14 protein-coding genes are annotated in these 17,786 nt (G+C 34.6%); 6 read left to right on the forward strand and 8 right to left on the reverse strand.

The genetic code is table 11. The features are described from left to right. Nucleotides 1-29 precede the first annotated feature (29 nt). The gene (locus AsAng_RS01300; RefSeq protein WP_264790960.1) at nt 30-680 is read right to left on the reverse strand and encodes a hypothetical protein; all 651 of its coding nucleotides are present in this window, start codon (nt 678-680) and stop codon (nt 30-32) included. A 56-nt stretch (nt 681-736) separates the two neighbouring features. Here AsAng_RS01300 and AsAng_RS01305 point away from each other — a divergent pair, with 56 nt between their 5' ends. Next, nucleotides 737-1,735, forward strand: a complete 999-nt coding sequence (locus AsAng_RS01305; RefSeq protein ID WP_264790961.1) for a hypothetical protein — start codon at nt 737-739, stop codon at nt 1,733-1,735. On the opposite strand, the gene AsAng_RS01310 is transcribed toward AsAng_RS01305, so the two are convergent. Then, nucleotides 1,732-2,085: a hypothetical protein gene (locus AsAng_RS01310; protein WP_264790962.1), complete on the reverse strand. Its 354-nt coding sequence runs from the start codon at nt 2,083-2,085 to the stop codon at nt 1,732-1,734. The two genes, AsAng_RS01305 and AsAng_RS01310, sit on opposite strands and share 4 nt — an antisense overlap. Before the next feature lie 276 nt (nt 2,086-2,361). Here AsAng_RS01310 and AsAng_RS01315 point away from each other — a divergent pair, with 276 nt between their 5' ends. Genes AsAng_RS01315 through AsAng_RS01325 form a run of 3 tightly spaced genes read left to right on the forward strand, consistent with a single transcriptional unit; the run spans nt 2,362 to nt 3,843 of the window. Beyond that, on the forward strand, nt 2,362-2,712 hold the full coding sequence (locus tag AsAng_RS01315) for a hypothetical protein (protein WP_264790963.1): 351 nt from the start codon (nt 2,362-2,364) through the stop codon (nt 2,710-2,712). Continuing rightward, on the forward strand, nt 2,693-2,989 hold the full coding sequence (locus AsAng_RS01320; RefSeq protein WP_264790964.1) for a transposase: 297 nt from the start codon (nt 2,693-2,695) through the stop codon (nt 2,987-2,989). Before AsAng_RS01315 ends, AsAng_RS01320 begins: the two co-directional genes overlap by 20 nt. Continuing rightward, a complete protein-coding gene (locus tag AsAng_RS01325; protein WP_264790965.1) occupies nt 2,989-3,843 on the forward strand; it encodes an IS3 family transposase in 855 nt (284 codons plus the stop codon). Before AsAng_RS01320 ends, AsAng_RS01325 begins: the two co-directional genes overlap by 1 nt. Nucleotides 3,844-3,945: 102 nt before the next feature. Here the strand turns inward: AsAng_RS01325 and AsAng_RS01330 are convergent, their stop codons facing one another. Then, nucleotides 3,946-4,161 (reverse strand): hypothetical protein, encoded by a 216-nt coding sequence (locus AsAng_RS01330; protein WP_264790966.1) that lies wholly within the window; start codon nt 4,159-4,161, stop codon nt 3,946-3,948. A 746-nt stretch (nt 4,162-4,907) separates the two neighbouring features. Between AsAng_RS01330 and AsAng_RS01335 the strand changes: the two genes are divergently transcribed. Next, nucleotides 4,908-5,279 carry a helix-turn-helix domain-containing protein gene (locus AsAng_RS01335; RefSeq protein WP_264790967.1) on the forward strand — a complete coding sequence of 124 codons (372 nt, stop codon included), beginning with the start codon at nt 4,908-4,910 and terminating at the stop codon, nt 5,277-5,279. Between the two features lie 314 nt (nt 5,280-5,593). Here AsAng_RS01335 and AsAng_RS01340 read toward each other — a convergent pair whose 3' ends face one another. The 5 genes from AsAng_RS01340 to AsAng_RS01360 all read right to left on the reverse strand — a co-directional run bounded on the left by AsAng_RS01340 (nt 5,594) and on the right by AsAng_RS01360 (nt 16,003). After that, nucleotides 5,594-8,083 (reverse strand): sensor histidine kinase, encoded by a 2,490-nt coding sequence (locus tag AsAng_RS01340; RefSeq protein WP_264790968.1) that lies wholly within the window; start codon nt 8,081-8,083, stop codon nt 5,594-5,596. A gap of 916 nt (nt 8,084-8,999) precedes the next feature. Continuing rightward, nucleotides 9,000-9,752 carry a LytR/AlgR family response regulator transcription factor gene (locus AsAng_RS01345; protein ID WP_264790969.1) on the reverse strand — a complete coding sequence of 251 codons (753 nt, stop codon included), beginning with the start codon at nt 9,750-9,752 and terminating at the stop codon, nt 9,000-9,002. Beyond that, on the reverse strand, nt 9,749-12,676 hold the full coding sequence (locus AsAng_RS01350) for a sensor histidine kinase (RefSeq protein ID WP_264790970.1): 2,928 nt from the start codon (nt 12,674-12,676) through the stop codon (nt 9,749-9,751). The genes AsAng_RS01345 and AsAng_RS01350 overlap by 4 nt, the downstream gene beginning before the upstream one ends. Nucleotides 12,677-12,817: 141 nt before the next feature. After that, complete coding sequence (locus AsAng_RS01355) at nt 12,818-14,593, reverse strand: LamG-like jellyroll fold domain-containing protein (protein WP_264790971.1); 1,776 nt, start codon at nt 14,591-14,593, stop codon at nt 12,818-12,820. A 474-nt stretch (nt 14,594-15,067) separates the two neighbouring features. Continuing rightward, nucleotides 15,068-16,003, reverse strand: coding sequence for a LysR substrate-binding domain-containing protein (locus AsAng_RS01360; RefSeq protein ID WP_264790972.1), 936 nt, complete (start codon nt 16,001-16,003; stop codon nt 15,068-15,070). Between the two features lie 250 nt (nt 16,004-16,253). Here AsAng_RS01360 and AsAng_RS01365 point away from each other — a divergent pair, with 250 nt between their 5' ends. After that, nucleotides 16,254-17,735, forward strand: coding sequence for a catalase (locus AsAng_RS01365; RefSeq protein WP_264790973.1), 1,482 nt, complete (start codon nt 16,254-16,256; stop codon nt 17,733-17,735). Nucleotides 17,736-17,786: the final 51 nt, after the last annotated feature.

The raw sequence follows: 17,786 nt of genomic DNA on the forward strand, positions 1-17,786 counted from the left end.
CATTATAGTATTCGAGAAAATGGATGCTATTATTCATAGTACTCTATCGCTAATTTTCTGTTAGGCAGCTCTAATGTAAAGAACTCAACCTCATTAAATAAATCTAGTTTAATATGGAATAAATAATCTGGGTCATAGCCTTCATAGGTCAAAATGTTCTCTTTATTTGTAAGGAGTTTCCCTTTTTTGGGAGAAAGAGAAGGTTCAATACTTACTAGAACTTCCTCTTTATTTTCTCCAATAAATTGAACAACAACGATCCTTGCAACTTCATCTTCAGAGGTAATGGTTCCATTTTCAATTCTTTTATGTGAGTTAGAATAGAATTTCAGAGTTTCAGAGCTTTTTTCATCAATATGAATCCCATGCTTTTCATAAAAGTATGTTCTAAGAAAGTCCCACATACCATCCCATGCTAGGTTGTTTTGAATTGACGTCATTAATATGATTCCATCAACCTCTCTAAATTGTTGAAAAATTCGAATAGATGCATCGATAAATAGTTTTGCATCTTGTAAATGTTGACCATAGAACAAGTCCTTCTTTTGTTCTTTGAGGATGTAAAGACATGCATTATTTATAACATCAGCCTGTGCATTTGCTACTGTTATTTCAGGAGACCTCTTAGATAACCTTGTTATTGATTCAATCAATATATCACAAGCTTTGTTAATATCCATATTCTTCCTTAATTTTAAAAGATTAAAAATCATATGGAATATAATAATAATTTAAGTTGGATACAAAAGAAGGATATAAAGATTTAATAAGAAAGTTAGAAGAACGTGAGCTAAAGTTCAAAGTGGAAAGAAACTTTGCTGGACTCATAAATGTTTGTGAGCAAATGTTAGAGATGGACAGTAGTTTATTTATCAAAAAAAAATTTATTCCATTAAAAGCTTATTGTCTAGCTAGGTTAGGAAAAAAAGAGAAAGGAGCAAAGACTTTTCATAGTGGTAGTGAGTATTGGTATTATACAGATAGAAATTTTGAATATAGAGCCTGGGATATAATTTCTTTGTTTGTTAATGCGGACCCAATTGATTTTTCATATTTGGAATTTAACACTCTTATAAGTTGGTTGAAGTCTATTGAGACTTCTTCCTTGGTGCAAAATATCGTATTTGATTTTGAAGACATTGTGGGGGAAATTGATTTACCATCTGTTTCTGATGTGGATAAAGTAAATATAGAGTTTTCAGAAAAGCTATTAAAACTTACTTTTTCTGGAATGTTAAGATGGCCTGACGAAAAAATTTATTACGATAAATCAAAGAATAAGATATTAATACACTATAAAGATCATTTTCTTGATTTGCATGAAAAAGACCAATTTGAAGAAAATAAGAAACTAGCAAAGAAAGTAGGACATTTTGCCCCCCAAGAGATTGTGGATAAAGAAGTTCATTTTTTAATACCAAGGTTGTTAATGTTAGATTTTAGTCAAGTTCTTAAGAAAAATATGCCATCAATAAAATTAAAAGTTGATGAGGTAAGCAATTATTTGCATAAAAGACTTCTTACAAATAATCCTGATGTAGAGATTTTTGATGTGTGTCTAACAGAGGATAGTTTTCCCCGATTTTATAAAAAACTATTTAGCCTATTTGAAGATGAAGATCTAGATTACATGGAGGAAGATTTATTTAAAGCTATAATAGATACAAAACATGAAATTGCAAAAAAATGGCTGATAAAAGTAAACTCAAAAGCTAATGTTGATAATTTAATTTAGTCAACAAAGAAGCAAAGATGGAGATATTTGATATCATCAATTTCATCACAAAGAGTATCTATATCATCAATTAATCTGATTTTTGAGTTATTGGGAGGTCGATCAGTGATTCTTGAAATATGAATACTAGCATCCTCTGTATACTGTTCTGTATATGAAATAATATCTTCATAAGTCTTAAGAGAGGAATAGTATTCGTCTCGTTCAAATTGAGTTAGTGGACTAGCCATTGCAGCAAAGCTCATAAATTTTTTTATAGATGCCCAATAATCAGTAGGAAGGATTATTTTATATACGGTATCAACAGGAACTACAAAATAACAAATCCAAGAGTATTGGGAACCATCCATTTGACCACAAGCTCTTGTGTATTCAAATTCCTGAGAATTATAACATCCAAAAGTATTAACCTTTGTATTGAATTCTAATGCTATTTGCGTTGATAGTTTGCTTGTGAATTCAATGAGTTTATTTTTTAAAGCTTTGAGATACATAAAGTTAAATATTATTTTATCTCTTACGAAAGAGATTAAAATAATATTTATTTTTGAGAACAACACGCTTTTGACTTGAAAATAACAGTTCTTCTGTAACAGGGACTTTTTAATTATACTTATGCAGAAATTATGAATGAATTAAACTGGAAACAAGTTTTAGAAATTGAAACTTATATAAATAAAGTTATTGATGATAATGTCACAATGTTTGAAAAAATGTTTTGGGATCAGGGAAAGAAGGAGTATCTAACTTTAGATAAGAAGAAATATTATACGTTAAGCGATTTAAAAGAGTACTTTTATGAAAAATATCCTAATAACGAGTATTATAAAGGAGCCCACGAAGTAATTCAAGAACTATTTACTATTTCGTTATCTGGAGTTTGTAGGCTTACCACAGCGAGCAACCACAAGTTATTAGAAAAAAGCTTATATTTAAGAAAGCAAAAAACTAATAGTAATGCGAAAAGGAAAATTTAACACAGAAGAAAAGTTAAAGATTCTAGCCGAATGGGACTCAGGATCTAGTGTAGCGGACTTGAGTCGAAAACATCAAGTCAGTCCAGCGACATTGTATAAATGGCGTAAAGAAACTATAGAAGACCAAGATGAGGACAAACGACGAATCAAGGATTTGGAAGCAGAAAATTCACGTTTGAAGAAGATGTACGCAAATTTAAGTATGAATCACGAGATCTTGCAAGAAGGTTATGCTCTGATAAAAAAGTTCCAAGCCCGAGACATCAAGAAGAAGTAGTGGATTGTTTGTCTGAACGTTTTAGTGTTCGACGTAGTTGTGATGTATTGGGCTTTCGCCGTCAAACGTATTATCGTCGCAAAATGGGGCATCGACCAGATGTAGAAAAAGAACAAGAAGATCAATTATTGGCAAATTGGCTCTTACAGGTCACGAGTCGTTTTGTAGCTTGGGGCTTTTGGAAAGTGTTTTATTATTTACGTTTACAAGGCTGTATTTATAATAACAAGAGAGTTTATCGAGTATGGCGTGAACTAGGTCTACATCTTCGTTTACCGCCCAAACGAAAACGTATTTACCGTAAATATCAAAAATTATTAGCTCCCAAGAATGCTAATGAAGGTTGGGCAATGGATTTTTTGAGCGATTGGATAATAGGGGCAGAAACGGAAGGTGTACAAAAACAGATTCGGATTGTCAATATCATGGATGAAGGCTCTCGTAGGGCTTTATGGACAGAAGCTCATCGTAGCATTTCTGCTAAGAAATTAGTCACTATTTTAGATCAAGTTGTGGCTTACCTAGGTAAACCTAAATACATTCGTTGTGATAATGGACCAGAGTTTATTAGCAGTAAATTGCAAGCTTGGGCAGTTCAAAATAATATTGAGCTCAGATTTATTCAGCCTGGTAAGCCTAGTCAAAACGGTTTGATTGAGCGATTGAATAAAACCTTACGAGTAGAATGTTTAAATCTATGTTGGTTTCATTCTATGGAAGAATTAAATGATGAACTACAAACTTGGTCAATGGCTTATAATTTTGAGCGACCACATGAAAATTTGAATAATCTAAGCCCTGATATTTTTGAACAGAAACGAGCTAATTTCTACTCTAATGTGGTTGCAGCTTAGGGTAAAGCTACATCTCCAGATTGTCATAGTCGAGAATGACAATTCCATTATAATCAATGAGGTTGTTTTTAGTTGGAGGGACAGGATGTTTCATCTTGCCATCTAATTTATAGGCTTGTGAGAAACGTCCAGATGGAGTAAAGCAAGGCAATTGTAGTTTTGCTTTTTGATACTTCTTTTACCATTTAGTGCCAAAGTCTTTCTGACTTCAAAAACAGCTTGAGCATATACTCCAGTTTTTATTTGATTCATTAGAGCAGGAATTGAGATATGACCTTTTTGAGCCTTATACAATCCATTCAGTAAGGTTACTTTCATATTAGTATATTGGGAGGTTAGGAAATTTATTTATTCAAGGAGCTGACGATACTCCCTTGCGGTAAGTATGTCCAGTCCTGCTTCATATTCTTCTACTAAGCTAATTGGAGTTCTCCCAAGAACCTTAGCTATTCCAATCAAAATATCGAAAGGCATTTTGTTTGGACTGTTTAGGGTAGAAGTAAGTTTGTATTTGGTCGTTTTTAGTACTTCATGTAAATGCTTGAAATCATAGCTACTAAGTGATTTTTCAATGTATTGTCTGAAATTCTGCTGAGTTTTGTTTAATTTTGAATTTTGCGTAAGTCGTTGATTTTAGGCAAGGCTTCGCCTTACCACTCTTTCGAGTAATTTAGTTCGAGAAAACAATAAATTGCTGATTAGAGCTAGTGTGGAGAGTCGAACTCCATATCTATAAAATGATAGACACTTCCTCCAGTAGAAAGCACACTAACTTGAACTGAGTGAAGGGCTTTCCCTCGTCTAAAACCTCCCAGAATAGACACCTTTAGTACGGTCACTCAGACCATTCGCCCACCCATTCCCCAATAAGCAGACGTGAAAACAGGATGAAAACTTAGCTAATGATATTGAATTTAACTATATTTATCACTTGATTTTTGATTTGATAAGTTGCAAAAATAATTTCATCTGCGACAAATTTAGATTAAAAATGCAATATTAGTAACTTTTTAATCCAAAATGTTGCAAAAATAATCTATTGTTTATTTAATGTATTGTATCAAATGTCTGTTAGCCAAAGATTTATCCAGATTTTAGATTACTTTGATAAAAATGCAACTAACTTCTCAAAAGAGTTGGATGTATCAAAAACAGCTATTACTCGTATAGCTCATGGAGATACCCTGCCTAGTTCAAAAGTATTGATTCCATTAGGAGAGAAGTTTGGGATAAATCTAAACTGGCTCTTGTTGGGAACTGGAGAAATGTTTGCAGATGAGAAAAGTGCTTCTGAAGGAATTAAAAAAGGTAAGGTCATAGATGTAAAGGCTCTTCAAAAAGAGAATGAACAATTGAAGGAACAGAACGGACAACTCAAAGCTCATTTGAAGGACAAGGAAGAGATTATCTCGTTGTTGAAAGAGCGTAAGGTATAGCTCAATATTCGGACATCTACAAAAAGACAAAAATAGTCGAATTAAATATTTGTTTAACAAAGACTTAAAAGATTGAGGACACAAAATTCCTAATTCTCTATATTATAAAAAGAAAGAATATATATAGCAAAAGGCGTTTTGTTAACTTACTGATTAATAATGTGTTGCGGTAAAAGGTTTTCTTTGGACTCCTGCAACCCCGACTGAATTATATAGGCGTAAACTATTGATGAACGATAGTTTACGCTTTTTTTATAATAGGGATTATGCTTATGTGCCATGTCTCCCAAAATCAGAAGTTAAGTCAACTTTTCCTACAATTGTTTAGTTAATGTAAACTTAAAAGTTGCTCCCTTTCCTTTTACGGATTCTACCCAAATTTGACCACCATGAATTTCAACAATCTTTTTACAGGTAGCTAAGCCAATGCCAGAGCCTTCAAACTCAGAAGAAGAATGGAGTTTTTTAAAGGCACTAAAAATTTCTTCATGGTATTTTTTGTCAATTCCAATGCCATTATCAGAGATACAAATGGTTACAGTATCTTTTTCTTGATTTTCAGCATATATAGTAATAATAGGATGGGTGTGTAGTGCCATGTATTTCATAGCATTGCTGATTAAGTTGATAAAAAGTTGTTCCAATAAAAAAGGGCGCCCTTTGATGGTGGGCAACTTTCCGACTGTGTTTATTTGAGCAGAAGAATCAATGATATTTTGATGCAATAATTTGAGCACCTTTGTTAAAACAGCATTCAAATCTATTGGAATGAGGGGATCATTGCTGCTAGAAACTTTTGCAAAATTTAATAAATTAGTAACTAGTTTGTTGAGGCTGTTACTTGAAAAAATAATTAATTCAAGCAACTCAGCATCTTCTTCTTCAAGTTTTGAATGATATTTTTCATGTAAAATATTGGCAATGCTATTTATATTGCCTAGGGGAGATTTTAAATCATGAGCAGCTACATGAGCAAACCTAGAGAGGTTTTGATTGCTTTCTTCAATTTGCTTTTTTTGCTTCTCTAAATAGAGTTCTACTAACTTTTCATCGGTGTGGTCTTCATCCATGACAATAAATTCAGGAATACTTTTAGGGCTCTTTTTTAAAGGGACATAAGTAATCTTCCTCCACATCAGTCCTTCCTCAAATTTATCTACAGGTATTAATTCATTTGTCATGGCTCCTTCCAAAACCATATTCTTATCACTTCTTTGTTTGAGAAAGGAGGCAATCAAATCAAATGTAGGTTTAGGAAGTACATCTTTATAGTTATACTTGCGTTTTCCTCTAAACTTTTCTTTTATTTTATAAACATTCAAAATAAATGTATTCCCCCAAAGGATATCAAGTTTTTGATTAATTTTTGCCAACCCTACAGGAACAGCATTGGTAATAGTCTCCAATTCTATTTTTTGTGTTTCTATCGTTCTCTTGGATTTTCTCACTATAATCATAAGGGAGATTAATAGAAAGGAGAACAATGAAAAAACGCCAAAAAGGGTGCTCCACAGTCTTGCCTTAGATTTTTCGAGTTGGGCTTGTTTATTGGCGTGTTCTATTTCCTTATTAGACCAAAAGTCAAGTTGTTGTTTGTAAATATTGGTTTTATTTTGAAGGGATAAATATGTGATAGAATCTAAATGTCTGATTTCATTTTGAAGTTTTAAATAGGTGCCTAAATCTTTTTGAGGGTCTAGGATTTTTTCTATTTTTTTTAAATCGTCTAGGAATTGTTTCAGGTTATAGTCACCTAGAAGTTTTCCCTTTTTTTTAGTATAACGAGTTGCTGCAAACATATAATTTATCATGTCATCCACTTGACTAGCATCCTTGGCGGTCTCTAGGGTATAAATCATCATATTATAGTTGAGTGCATACCTTTTATAACCATATCGTGGTAAATTCTTGGACAGATAATGATAGTCATTTATAACCTGGCTATAGTTTTTTTGTAACACATCTGCTTTCATTGTCATGTGTCTACATTCATCATACGTATTTTTATTAAACTTGCCTTCTTGGTATAATGTATGGAATTGCTCTTTATAATAATTGGCTGAATCCCTTTGGTTTAACCAGCCCAAAGCACTATATAGTTGTGTATAGAGAAATCCAACAAATGGGTTGTAGAAATCTTTCTTCTGGCATAGAATTAGGATTGGTTGAGTGTCTTCTATAATATTTTTATATGTTTCTTCACCTTTATTAGGCATGTTTCTAGGAACATTAAGGTTGTAACCTATCCTAGTAGCCATATCTGGATCTTCATATTTTAAAGCAATTTCTAATCCTTTTCTTTTGGCAAATACTGACTTTTTTTGTTCATCAAAAAAGGCACTGGATATGTATCCTATATTAGAATAGATCGAGGATAATTGAGAAAAATAGATAGCTGGTTTATCTTCTAGAAGGGGAACAGCTTTCATCAGATATTCCATCGCCTGTTGGGGAGCCTCTTGTCTTAACAATTCATGGAGAATTATATAGGCAAAATATTTCTGATAATTAGTATAGGTTTGGAACTCCTCACTTTCAATGAGCTCTGATAAAAATTTTCTGTTTTTGTTAACGTTTTGTTTTGCATCATAGCTCACCTTCTTAATGTTGGCAAAAACAACTAAGTTTTCATCAGATGAATATTGTGCTATAGAATCGAGATAGTTATAGGCTCCTTCTTTGTCCTTAGAAGATTTTTTGTTTAATGCTTTGGCTGTAATTTGTACTTTTTCATATTTTTCAAACTCCTCTATGGGATTAATAGCTTCTTGTTTTTGGCATGAAAATGTAAGGATGCCTATCAAGATAAATAAGATTGTTTTCCAAATATTATGACAAGGTATATTTGTGCAAAATTTGCATAAATTAGCTGTAAAACCAACTATAGAAGAACCTGAGTTTTTCAATTTTTAATATTTTTTGAAGTCCAAAAATTGGAATACTGTGTTGATGGAAATAAGTTTTTTCTTAGAGCTATTGAAAGAATTTGACTAAGAATTTTTTGTTTCATTAAACACGGAATAACAATATTAATTATCGTGCTCATATATATATGTTCCTCCTTTTAGTGTTTGATAGGTAGTTGGTTAGGTGGTTTTTAAAGTTATGGATATATTTTTATATATAGAAATAATTTTTCTTTTTTAAGATAAAAAATCAAGATACATTCTTGCGCTATCCCCTGACGATCTTTCGTTCTACCTAGGTGTTTTGTCGGTGTTGCAATATTTATACTCGTTGTTACTGTGTTTTTTGCTGAGGATGCGATCGCTCAAACAACTTGCTTTCCTAGCCCCCAAGTTGATACATGAAAATAGGATGGAATCTTAGCGATTTATGGTAAATTTATTTGTGAAATTGTTTAAAAATGGAGATACTCCGTGAGTGTTTCGCAGTGCTGTAAAACTGAGCCTATGCGAACTCACGTAAGTATAATGAGTACACTCCGAAGGAGGGCAAAGTAAAAATTAGTTTTGTTATTAATGCGCTCTGTTCATTAGCGCTGCGCTTTAGTTAGCTGCTTCTTAACCCTTTAGTACGCTATCGTTTATGAGGTAGCAAACATGAGAGTCGTTCATGGTTTCTTCATAGCAGCGCTATGGAGCAAATTTTTAACGTCAAGTAGCTAAAAATTAGCCTTAGCTTCGCTGATTACCAGTTCTTAAACAGCTTCTTCATTAAAGAGGTACTTGGAGGGCTCCAAAATTGAGTTTTATAGGTTTAAAACTGGGTCAATCTATCAATCAGGTATTGGCTTCGGCTTCGAGCGATTGCAATTGAAGTGCCATCCTCCATCACAATACTTTGAGGACGGGTACGAATGAGTCGTTCTACATAGTTCAAATTTACGATTGCAGAGCGATGCACTCGAACAAAGCCTAGATCTTCCAATAGACTGGCGTATTCCTTCATGGATTTTGCGACCAAATACTTTTTGTGTTTATTGCAGACAAAGGTGGTGTAGCTCCCATCGGCTAAACAATACATGATATTATTAACCTCTAAGAAAACAAAGCTATTTTTAGAGGGCAAGGCAAGTCGCTTGGGAGCGGCCGAAGAAGGGCTAGACAGTTGTTGGTGGAGAGACTCGTATAATTGTTGAGTGTTTTGTTTTTTCTTGAACTGCACAATGGAAGCCCTTAGTTCTTCTAAGTCAATGGGTTTTAATAAATAATCAAGGGCAGAAAGTCTAAGTGCATTGATGGCATATTGGTCATAAGCAGTTGTGAAAATGACCTCAAAGTTGATCTCCTCAAAATATTTAAATAAATACAAGCCTTTTTCTCCAGGCATTTCAATGTCTAAGAAAACTAAGTCAGGCAATAATTTTTGAATAAGGGCAACGCCTTCTTTTACATTAGAAGCATCTCCAATTACTTGCACTTCTGGGCAATATTTTTCTATTAGAACCTGTAACATAAATTTTGCTTCTGGCTCGTCTTCGATTATAACTGCTCTAATTTTTTTCATCATGATACTTCTTGAAAATCAGTAAAAGGAATCCAGAGTTCTACTTTGGTTCCGATGGGTTGATTGTTGTCGTTTTTTAGGTCGGTAATTTTGAGATTATTTTGAGGGTGTGCCATTTTTAACATACTCTCTTGCAATAAAATCAAACGACTCTGTGTGGTTTTTAGTCCTGAGGACTTTCTAGGGTTTTTTAGATTGAGTTTAGGATCACTTTTCCTACCCACGCCATTATCTTGAATAATACAATATAGGTAAGGAGAATGATTTTTTAGTTCAATGAGCAACTTTCTGTTGTTTTCTCGATGCAATAAGCCATGTTTAAAGCTATTTTCAACAATGGGTTGCACCAAAAGGGGAGGGACAAAATAATCCCCATCTAATAAACTAGGATCGATTTCAAACTCAACTTGTACCTCATTTTTGAAGCGAATTTTCTCCAGTGCAATATAGTTCTCTAAAAATTCTACCAGTTGCTCAATAGAAATGGTTAGATGCCCTGAGTACTGAAAAATTTTGCGCAACAATTTAGAAAATTTATTTTGAAGCGACAAAGCAGCCTCTTCACTTCCTCTCAGCCATAGTCCTTGGATAGCAGCTTGAACATTAAAAATAAAATGAGGGTTCATTTGTGTTTGTAGAGCTTGCATTCGCAATAAATTATTTTGATTTTGTAGCCGTTCTTCTTTTCTTTTGTTGCGAATAAATCCCCAAATGATAATACTTACTCCAGCCATTCCTCCCAAAAAGAACAAAGCATAAAACCACCAAGTTTGCCAATAGGGTTTTTGTATGACAAAAACATATTTAACAAGGTTAGAGGTAACGCCGAGTTTATTTTCAAAGCAAACCTCTATGGTATAAGAACCTGCCTGCAATTCATCCAACTGGACACTTTTATTTTTAGCTTTATTAATTTTCCATTTTTTGTTGTTCAATCTCCATTTTAAATGACCAGAAGTCGTATAAGATCGCACCTCAAAAACAAGCTCTATATTATTTTCTTGGTAACTAAAAACAGTTCCTCTTTTTTCTTTATTATTAACAAGAACCTTAGCAATCTTCAAATCGGCTTTCCCTTTATTATAAGGCTCCTCTAAGATAATTTCATCAATACCTCGATTGCCATTGACGTACAATTTTTTGCGATACAACCAAGCTCTATTAAAATCGGGAGAAGTAATGCCGTTTTGTGTAGTAAATTGGTGCAGGTGTTTATAATTATTGGCATCCAATAAATAAATGATCTGCTTGGTGGTAATAGAAATGTGTTGATGGTCAACCGAAATATTGCGAATTCTACGCTCAAGACCTCCCGTTCGTTTGATGATTCCAATAGAATGACCATTGGTATCAACTTCGATGATATTTTTTTCTGTAATAACAAACAGCCGATTATTATTGAGGGATAGCTTTTGAATATTAGAAAAGGGAACAGCTCTCTGAACAGAATCGGTGGTTTTACGAATAAAAAGTAAAGAATCGTTGAGGGTTGTAAGTATATAATTACCCCAAGCTGTTATATCCTTTGTCGATTTATTAGGGGGAAGTCTTATATCAAACATCTGTAAAGGAATCCATTGAGAAATGGAGAAGAGCGGTTTTTGGTGGGTAAGTGTTTTCTTTGCACCATTTTGCTTGTATCTTAGATAATCACTGAATAAACCATAAATTAGTTGATTATTGCTCTTTTTGGTATAAAAATCGTCACTTCCTGCTCTAGTAAATTTTCCATAGCCAGTGTGTTCAGCCTTAATTTTAAGGTTGTTGTCAAAAAAAACAACTTGATTTCCAGAGGTGATGTACTGTTGATTTTGGCGATCGTATGAAATGTTTTTTAACTGTCCTTTGTATTTGTTCTCATAAAACAACGCAAAGGATTGTTGATCATCGTCCCATTGGTATAGTTTACCAACTTTATCAGAATAGATAATTTTATTGTTATCGGCAAATATAAAATCAACTTCGGTAGAGGGATTATTTAGAGGGTAATGGTAGTTTTTGAAGTTGGAAGTTTTATAGAGCCCTGAGGTTAAGGTAGCAATCCAGATATTTCCTTCGTGGTCGGTTAGCACTTCATTGACAAAATTCCTATCCATAAAAAACTGCTTTTTTACAGGTAGATATAGACCTTCTTTGCATAGAATAACCAGCTGATTATGTATGATTCTTGTTTTATAAATGCTTAATTCTTTAGGAACTTCTTTTAGTTTTAGAATGGTGTCGTTTTGGGAACTGATAATATTTTGTTCTGCATCATCAAAATCACACCAAGAACCTTTGTAATCATTTTTGAAGACTTTAGAAGCCGATGATTTTTGGGGTTTATCTTTGGCAATTACTAGCATGGTGTCTCGAACCTGTCCTAGGTATAGTTTATTGGGGGCGTCACTCGCATAAAAAAAACCATTGTCTGATAAGCCATAGATGTAATCTGAGTTTTTAGGTAACGTTATTTTGTGTAGTTTACCAGTTTGTTGATGTTGACTGAAGATAAATGATTTTCCTGCATAGTAAGTATAGTTTTCTAGTATAAGCAAATAATCTATTTTCTTATCTATTCCAGTAGGAAAGAGGACTAAACTATCTTCTTCTAACTCAAAAACATTTCCATTAAAGTCCATCACAAAAATGTCTCCATCCGAATTTTCCTGAATATTGTGCAGTTCACTACTAAATTCTATTGAAAGCTTATATTCTTCAAAGCTGATTCCATCATAAGACCAAAGCCCGTTATCAGTAGCGATATAAAGTAAATTATTGGAAGAAAAATGGATGTCATAAATCGTATTTGTTTTGAGGGGAGAATTTACACCATAATTTGTTTTAGACAATTGTTGAGCTTGACCACTTTGGCTATCGCAAATGATCATTACAATTAATATACTGTAATAAAAAAATAAATTATAATGATAGGGTATGATTCTCATTTATAAGCTTTACAGGCTACAAAGGCTAAATTTAGTGAATAAGAAGAGAGCTTGTCAAATATAAGTAATAAACCTTGGGAATTAAAAAAGCAGCCAATCTCTTGTCAAGACCAGCTGCTCTACTATTCAAGTCTATTGGAATTAATTCTTGATGAATTTTTGGATGCCTACTACTTTTGTGTCATTTAATAAGCGCACAAAGTAAACTCCTTTGGCAAGTTGCTTTGTCGGAATGGATACCTTAGGGGCGCTTACCGTTTGGTGTTGTAAAATTTGACCTGTTGTATTGATAATCTGCAATTGTGTATTTTGATAATCTTTAGTGGTCAATGTTACAGTAAGCCAGTCTTGGGCAGGATTGGGATATAATACCAGTTCTTCTATTGGTCGAGTGATGCTTGTTGTAGAGGTTGTTGTATTGGGAGTATACAAGTCATTTACATCACAGTCTGAAAGTAGGCGATTGTAAATATGAATGTCATCAATAAGTCCATCCGAACCATAGTTGCTGTTGCCACAGAAGCTGCCATTTGAATTTAATGAAGCTCCAATTCCAAGATGTGAAGTGAGGGGCGCTATTGCAAAGGCATCGGATCCGTTATTGGTGGTGGTAGAGGCTAAAAGTAGGTTGTCTAGGTATAGGTGCATTCGCTTTTGTCCTACAGGAACAACCCCATTATAAGTAACAACCAGATGATGCCAAGCGGTATCTAGAATTGTAGTGTCAGAATTTTCATAATTGGCATTTAGTGCTGCTGCAGTTCCTGCTGAGGCATCATAATAGTTGCCATATATTTGTCCATTAGACTTGACCCCAATGGCAAATTGATGGCTTACTTCTCCACACCAGGCATTCCCATGTTTGTGAAAAAGCTGGATGCCTCTAGATAGGTTAGATCGTTTGAACCAAATAGAAACGCTAAAGGTTGCTCCAAGATGTGAGGTGATGTCATTAAAATTATTGCCTAAGTCTATAAAAGAAGGGCTTCCATTGGTAGTAAATTCATAAGCTGAATTAGGAGTGTTAAATCGATCGGCTACCAAAGTAACATTGCTACTATTTCCGTGGATAGTGCCTACTGCATCGTTGGCATTACCTGAAAAAGGATAGTGGGCAACGACTCCTTCTAGGCTATCTCCTTCAACATAGAGATCTTTGATGTCACAATTTGTTAGTAATCTATTGTACAATCGGATGTCGTCAATGCTTCCATTTGTGCCATAGCTATTACTACCGCAGAGTGCGCCCGTAGAACTGAGGGAATATCCAATGCCAAGATGTGAACCTAAGGCAGGGATAGAGTCTACATCTGTCCCATTATTGGTTAAGGTTGAGGCTAATGGGGCATTATCTAGATATAAAGTGGCTCGTTTCTGTCCTGCGGCTTGTGTGCCATCATAGGTAACAACCAGATGATGCCAAGCGGTATCGGTAACAAGGGCTATTGACTTTTCGTAATTCGCTTTTAGTCCTGCAACCGTTCCTGTTGAGGCATTGTAATAGTTGCTGTATATCTTTCCGTTGGATTCCACTCCAATGGCAAATTGAGCCGTTAGTTCTCCACACCAATTGTTGCCATGTTTGTGCAAAAGTTGCATTCCTTTAGAAAGATCAGATCGTTTAAACCAGATAGAGAAACTAAAGGTGGCAGCATTGCCTGAGGTCGTTGTATTAAAACTATTGCCTAAATCTATAAAAGATGGATTGCCACTCGTGGTAAAGGCGTAGGCTGCATTACTGTTGCCTAATCGATCTGTTGTTAAGGTCACGTGATTTGTTGTTCCATGGATGGTTCCTACGGCATCATTGGCATTGCCCGAAAATGGATAGTAAGCAACTAGACCATTTGAGATTTGTGCTTGAACTTGACCAGTAAGCATTAATAATGCGATAAAGAAGGGGATTGTTTTGTTCATACTTGATTTTATTTGTTAACGATATATAATAATGGTAAAGATTTGGGGAATGGGGGACAGGTTTGTTTGTGTGCATAACATTCGTTGCTCTATGCAATGTTAAGCCTAATAAATAGGCTGTACAAGTCATCTTTTTGAACGAAACACTTATTCACATGAACTGGACACTTTAGCTATTGAGGTGTTTTTTGTGATGATGTATTTTATGCGAGGAAGGAGATCGGAGATAAGGATAAAAAATTAGAACAAAGGCTATGATTGACAAGGAGCTTAGCTGGTAAGTTAGGGGAATCATCAAATGGAATGGGGGAATGTTTGGGGAGCAGTACCATCCTATTTTAAAAGATGGTTACTGCTTAGTCGATTACAAATAATGCGCTAAAAAGATAGGGGCTATTGGTTATAAAGACAATGGGCAACAGTTGGAGGAAATATTTGAGGCATCCTTTTAATGGATTTAAGCAATCCTGGGCATTAAATGGGAGAAACTAGCCATTCGTTGACCCCTTTTCGATCTAAAAAAGGATGCGTGGCATCTTGAATAGCAGTGCTTAAGGATTCTAAAACGCCTTTTTTTACAAAATGGGGATGAACAATTAAACTAATTAATCGAGTAGGTTGTGGAGGACTAATAGCATGAAGGTAGTTAAAATCTTCTTTGGGTAAATCAATAGTTGCTAAATAAGGCAATAAAGTAACGGCATTGTTTTTTCGAACAAATTTCATTAGAGTATCAATTGTCGTTGATTTGTATTCTAGGTTCCAATTGTCTATTCGCTTGGTGCGCAAATCGCAAATGGTTTCTGCCTGCGTTCTCAGACAATGCCCTTCGTTGAGTAACCACAGCCGATTACAATCTATTTCGTGCGCAGCAATACTTTGATTAGAGGATTGTTGGGCGCTATCAAATAGCAAAAAGGGTTCCTTGTAGAGTGGAATCTCAATTAGGGTCGGATGATTGAGAGGGGTGGATAAAATACCAATGTCTAATGTTCTGTTCTCTAGGTCTTCAATGATTTTTGCGGTTGTAATTTCACTAACAGTAAATTTAATCTTGGGATATTTTTTTACAAAGTCATTGAGGAATAAAGGCAATAAATAAGGAGCAACAGTTGGTATGACTCCAATGTTTAGTTCTCCACTTATTTCTCCTTTCAGATCGTTCACAACTTCATCTAAAACGGCTAACTCTTTGGTAATAATATAAAATTGTTGAAGAATTATTTCCCCTTCTTTAGTGGTCGTAATGGGTTTGGTCTTTCGATCAAACAACTGTATATCCAGTTCATCTTCTAGGCGAGCGACCATCGTACTTAAGGTCGATTGTGTGATAAAGCATTTTTCGGCAGCCTTACCAAAACTTTGAACTTCTGCGACAGCAATAGCATATTTGATTTGTTGTATATTCATCTATTTTATCAATAATTAGATTGAAAATATCGTTTTTGTCAATCAAATATAAGGTATATATTGCAACTATTAATGCATAAGAGCATTTTTTAAACTTTATTTTTTTGTAAAAAAAACGAATTGTTACTGCAAAAAAATAGATGATTTTAATTTTTATTGATTATCAGTTTATTAAAATAAATAACTAAAGTGTATATTATTGATAATTAAATTTTTGGCAAATTAGTAAATCCAATAAAAACTTTTAATTATGTCTGACAAGAAAAAAATTACCACTAGTAGTGGTTGTCCTGTAAATCATTATGAAGATTCACAATCAGTAGGACCACAGGGCCCTTTGTTACTACAAGATTTCTTTTTGCATGAAAAGTTAGCCCATTTTAATCGAGAACGTATTCCTGAACGTATTGTGCATGCAAAAGGATCGGGGGCTTATGGAACGTTTACGGTAACACATGATATTAGCCAATATACAAGAGCAAAGCTATTTAACGAAATAGGAAAACAATGCAAGGTTTTTGCTCGTTTTTCTACAGTGGGAGGAGAAAAAGGCTCCGCAGATACTGAGCGAGATCCTAGGGGCTTTGCCGTTAAGTTTTATACAGAGGGAGGCAATTGGGATTTGGTAGGTAACAATACGCCCGTATTTTTTATCAAAGACCCTAAAAAATTTCCTGACTTCATTCACACTCAAAAAAGAGACCCCAAATCAAATTGCAAAAGCCCCACTATGATGTGGGATTATTGGTCCTTGAATCCTGAAAGTTTACATCAGGTTTTGATTCTAATGTCAGACAGAGGGACTCCTAAAGGCTATCGTTTTATGAATGGCTATGGAAGTCATACTTTTTCGTTGGTCAATAAAGAAGGGGAGCGAGTATATGTGAAATTTCATTATAAAAGCATGCAGGGAATTCAGAATTTTTCGGATGCTGAGGCAACCAAAATGAAAGGCATAGATGCTGATTATGCCCAAAGGGATTTGGTAGAAGCGATAGAGCGAGGAGATTTCCCTAAGTATGCGCTTAAGATACAGGTAATGACCATGGATCAGGTAAAAACGTTCAAATGGAATCCTTTTGATTTGACCAAAGTTTGGCCACATGCTGATTTTCCGTTGATTGATGTTGGAGTCATTGAGTTGAATGAAATTCCTGAAAATTATTTCCAAGATGTTGAACAATCTGCTTTTGCACCTGCCAATTTGGTGGATGGGATTGGATTTTCTCCAGACAAAATGTTGCAGGGGCGTATCTTGGCATATCCTGATGCACATCGTTATAGAGTAGGGGTTAATTATGAGTCTCTTCCCGTTAATAAATGTCCCTATGCCGTTAATAATTATCATAGAGATGGCGCAATGCGAGCAGATGGGAATGGGGGAGGAAGTCCCAATTATTACCCCAATAGCTTTGATAATTTGGAGGAGGACACCGCAGCCAAAGGCGAGTCTTATACCTTAGCAAGTAATGTAGTAGGATATTTTGATCGCAATGCAAATGATGACGATCATTATTCTCAACCTGGTGCCTTATTTGAACAGGTAATGACCCCAGAACAGCAGCAAAATACCATTCAAAATATAGTGGGGGCAATGAGTGGAATTAGTGGTGCCAAAAAAGATGAAATTATCAATCGCCAGCTTTGTCATTGGTTTAGAGCTAGCCCTAAATTGGGAATGGGGATTGCTCAAGGTTTGGGAGTAGATCTTAGTCAGTTTCAAGTAAAATAACTTAATTTAAGGAATACTTAAAGTGATTTAATAGGTTGAGAATATAAATTC

The organism is Aureispira anguillae (assembly GCF_026000115.1).
Lineage (GTDB): Bacteria > Bacteroidota > Bacteroidia > Chitinophagales > Saprospiraceae > Aureispira > Aureispira anguillae.

What these genes read in the sequence shown, in the direction of transcription:
- AsAng_RS01300 (WP_264790960.1), bottom strand. Translation starts at nt 680, where the DNA reads ATGGATATTAACAAAGCTTGTGATATATTGATTGAATCAATAACAAGG.
- AsAng_RS01310 (WP_264790962.1), bottom strand. Translation starts at nt 2,085, where the DNA reads ATGGATGGTTCCCAATACTCTTGGATTTGTTATTTTGTAGTTCCTGTT.
- AsAng_RS01315 (WP_264790963.1), top strand. Translation starts at nt 2,362, where the DNA reads ATGAATGAATTAAACTGGAAACAAGTTTTAGAAATTGAAACTTATATA.
- AsAng_RS01320 (WP_264790964.1), top strand. Translation starts at nt 2,693, where the DNA reads ATGCGAAAAGGAAAATTTAACACAGAAGAAAAGTTAAAGATTCTAGCC.
- AsAng_RS01330 (WP_264790966.1), bottom strand. Translation starts at nt 4,161, where the DNA reads ATGAAAGTAACCTTACTGAATGGATTGTATAAGGCTCAAAAAGGTCAT.
- AsAng_RS01335 (WP_264790967.1), top strand. Translation starts at nt 4,908, where the DNA reads ATGTCTGTTAGCCAAAGATTTATCCAGATTTTAGATTACTTTGATAAA.
- AsAng_RS01345 (WP_264790969.1), bottom strand. Translation starts at nt 9,752, where the DNA reads ATGATGAAAAAAATTAGAGCAGTTATAATCGAAGACGAGCCAGAAGCA.
- AsAng_RS01350 (WP_264790970.1), bottom strand. Translation starts at nt 12,676, where the DNA reads ATGAGAATCATACCCTATCATTATAATTTATTTTTTTATTACAGTATA.
- AsAng_RS01355 (WP_264790971.1), bottom strand. Translation starts at nt 14,593, where the DNA reads ATGAACAAAACAATCCCCTTCTTTATCGCATTATTAATGCTTACTGGT.
- AsAng_RS01360 (WP_264790972.1), bottom strand. Translation starts at nt 16,003, where the DNA reads ATGAATATACAACAAATCAAATATGCTATTGCTGTCGCAGAAGTTCAA.
- AsAng_RS01365 (WP_264790973.1), top strand. Translation starts at nt 16,254, where the DNA reads ATGTCTGACAAGAAAAAAATTACCACTAGTAGTGGTTGTCCTGTAAAT.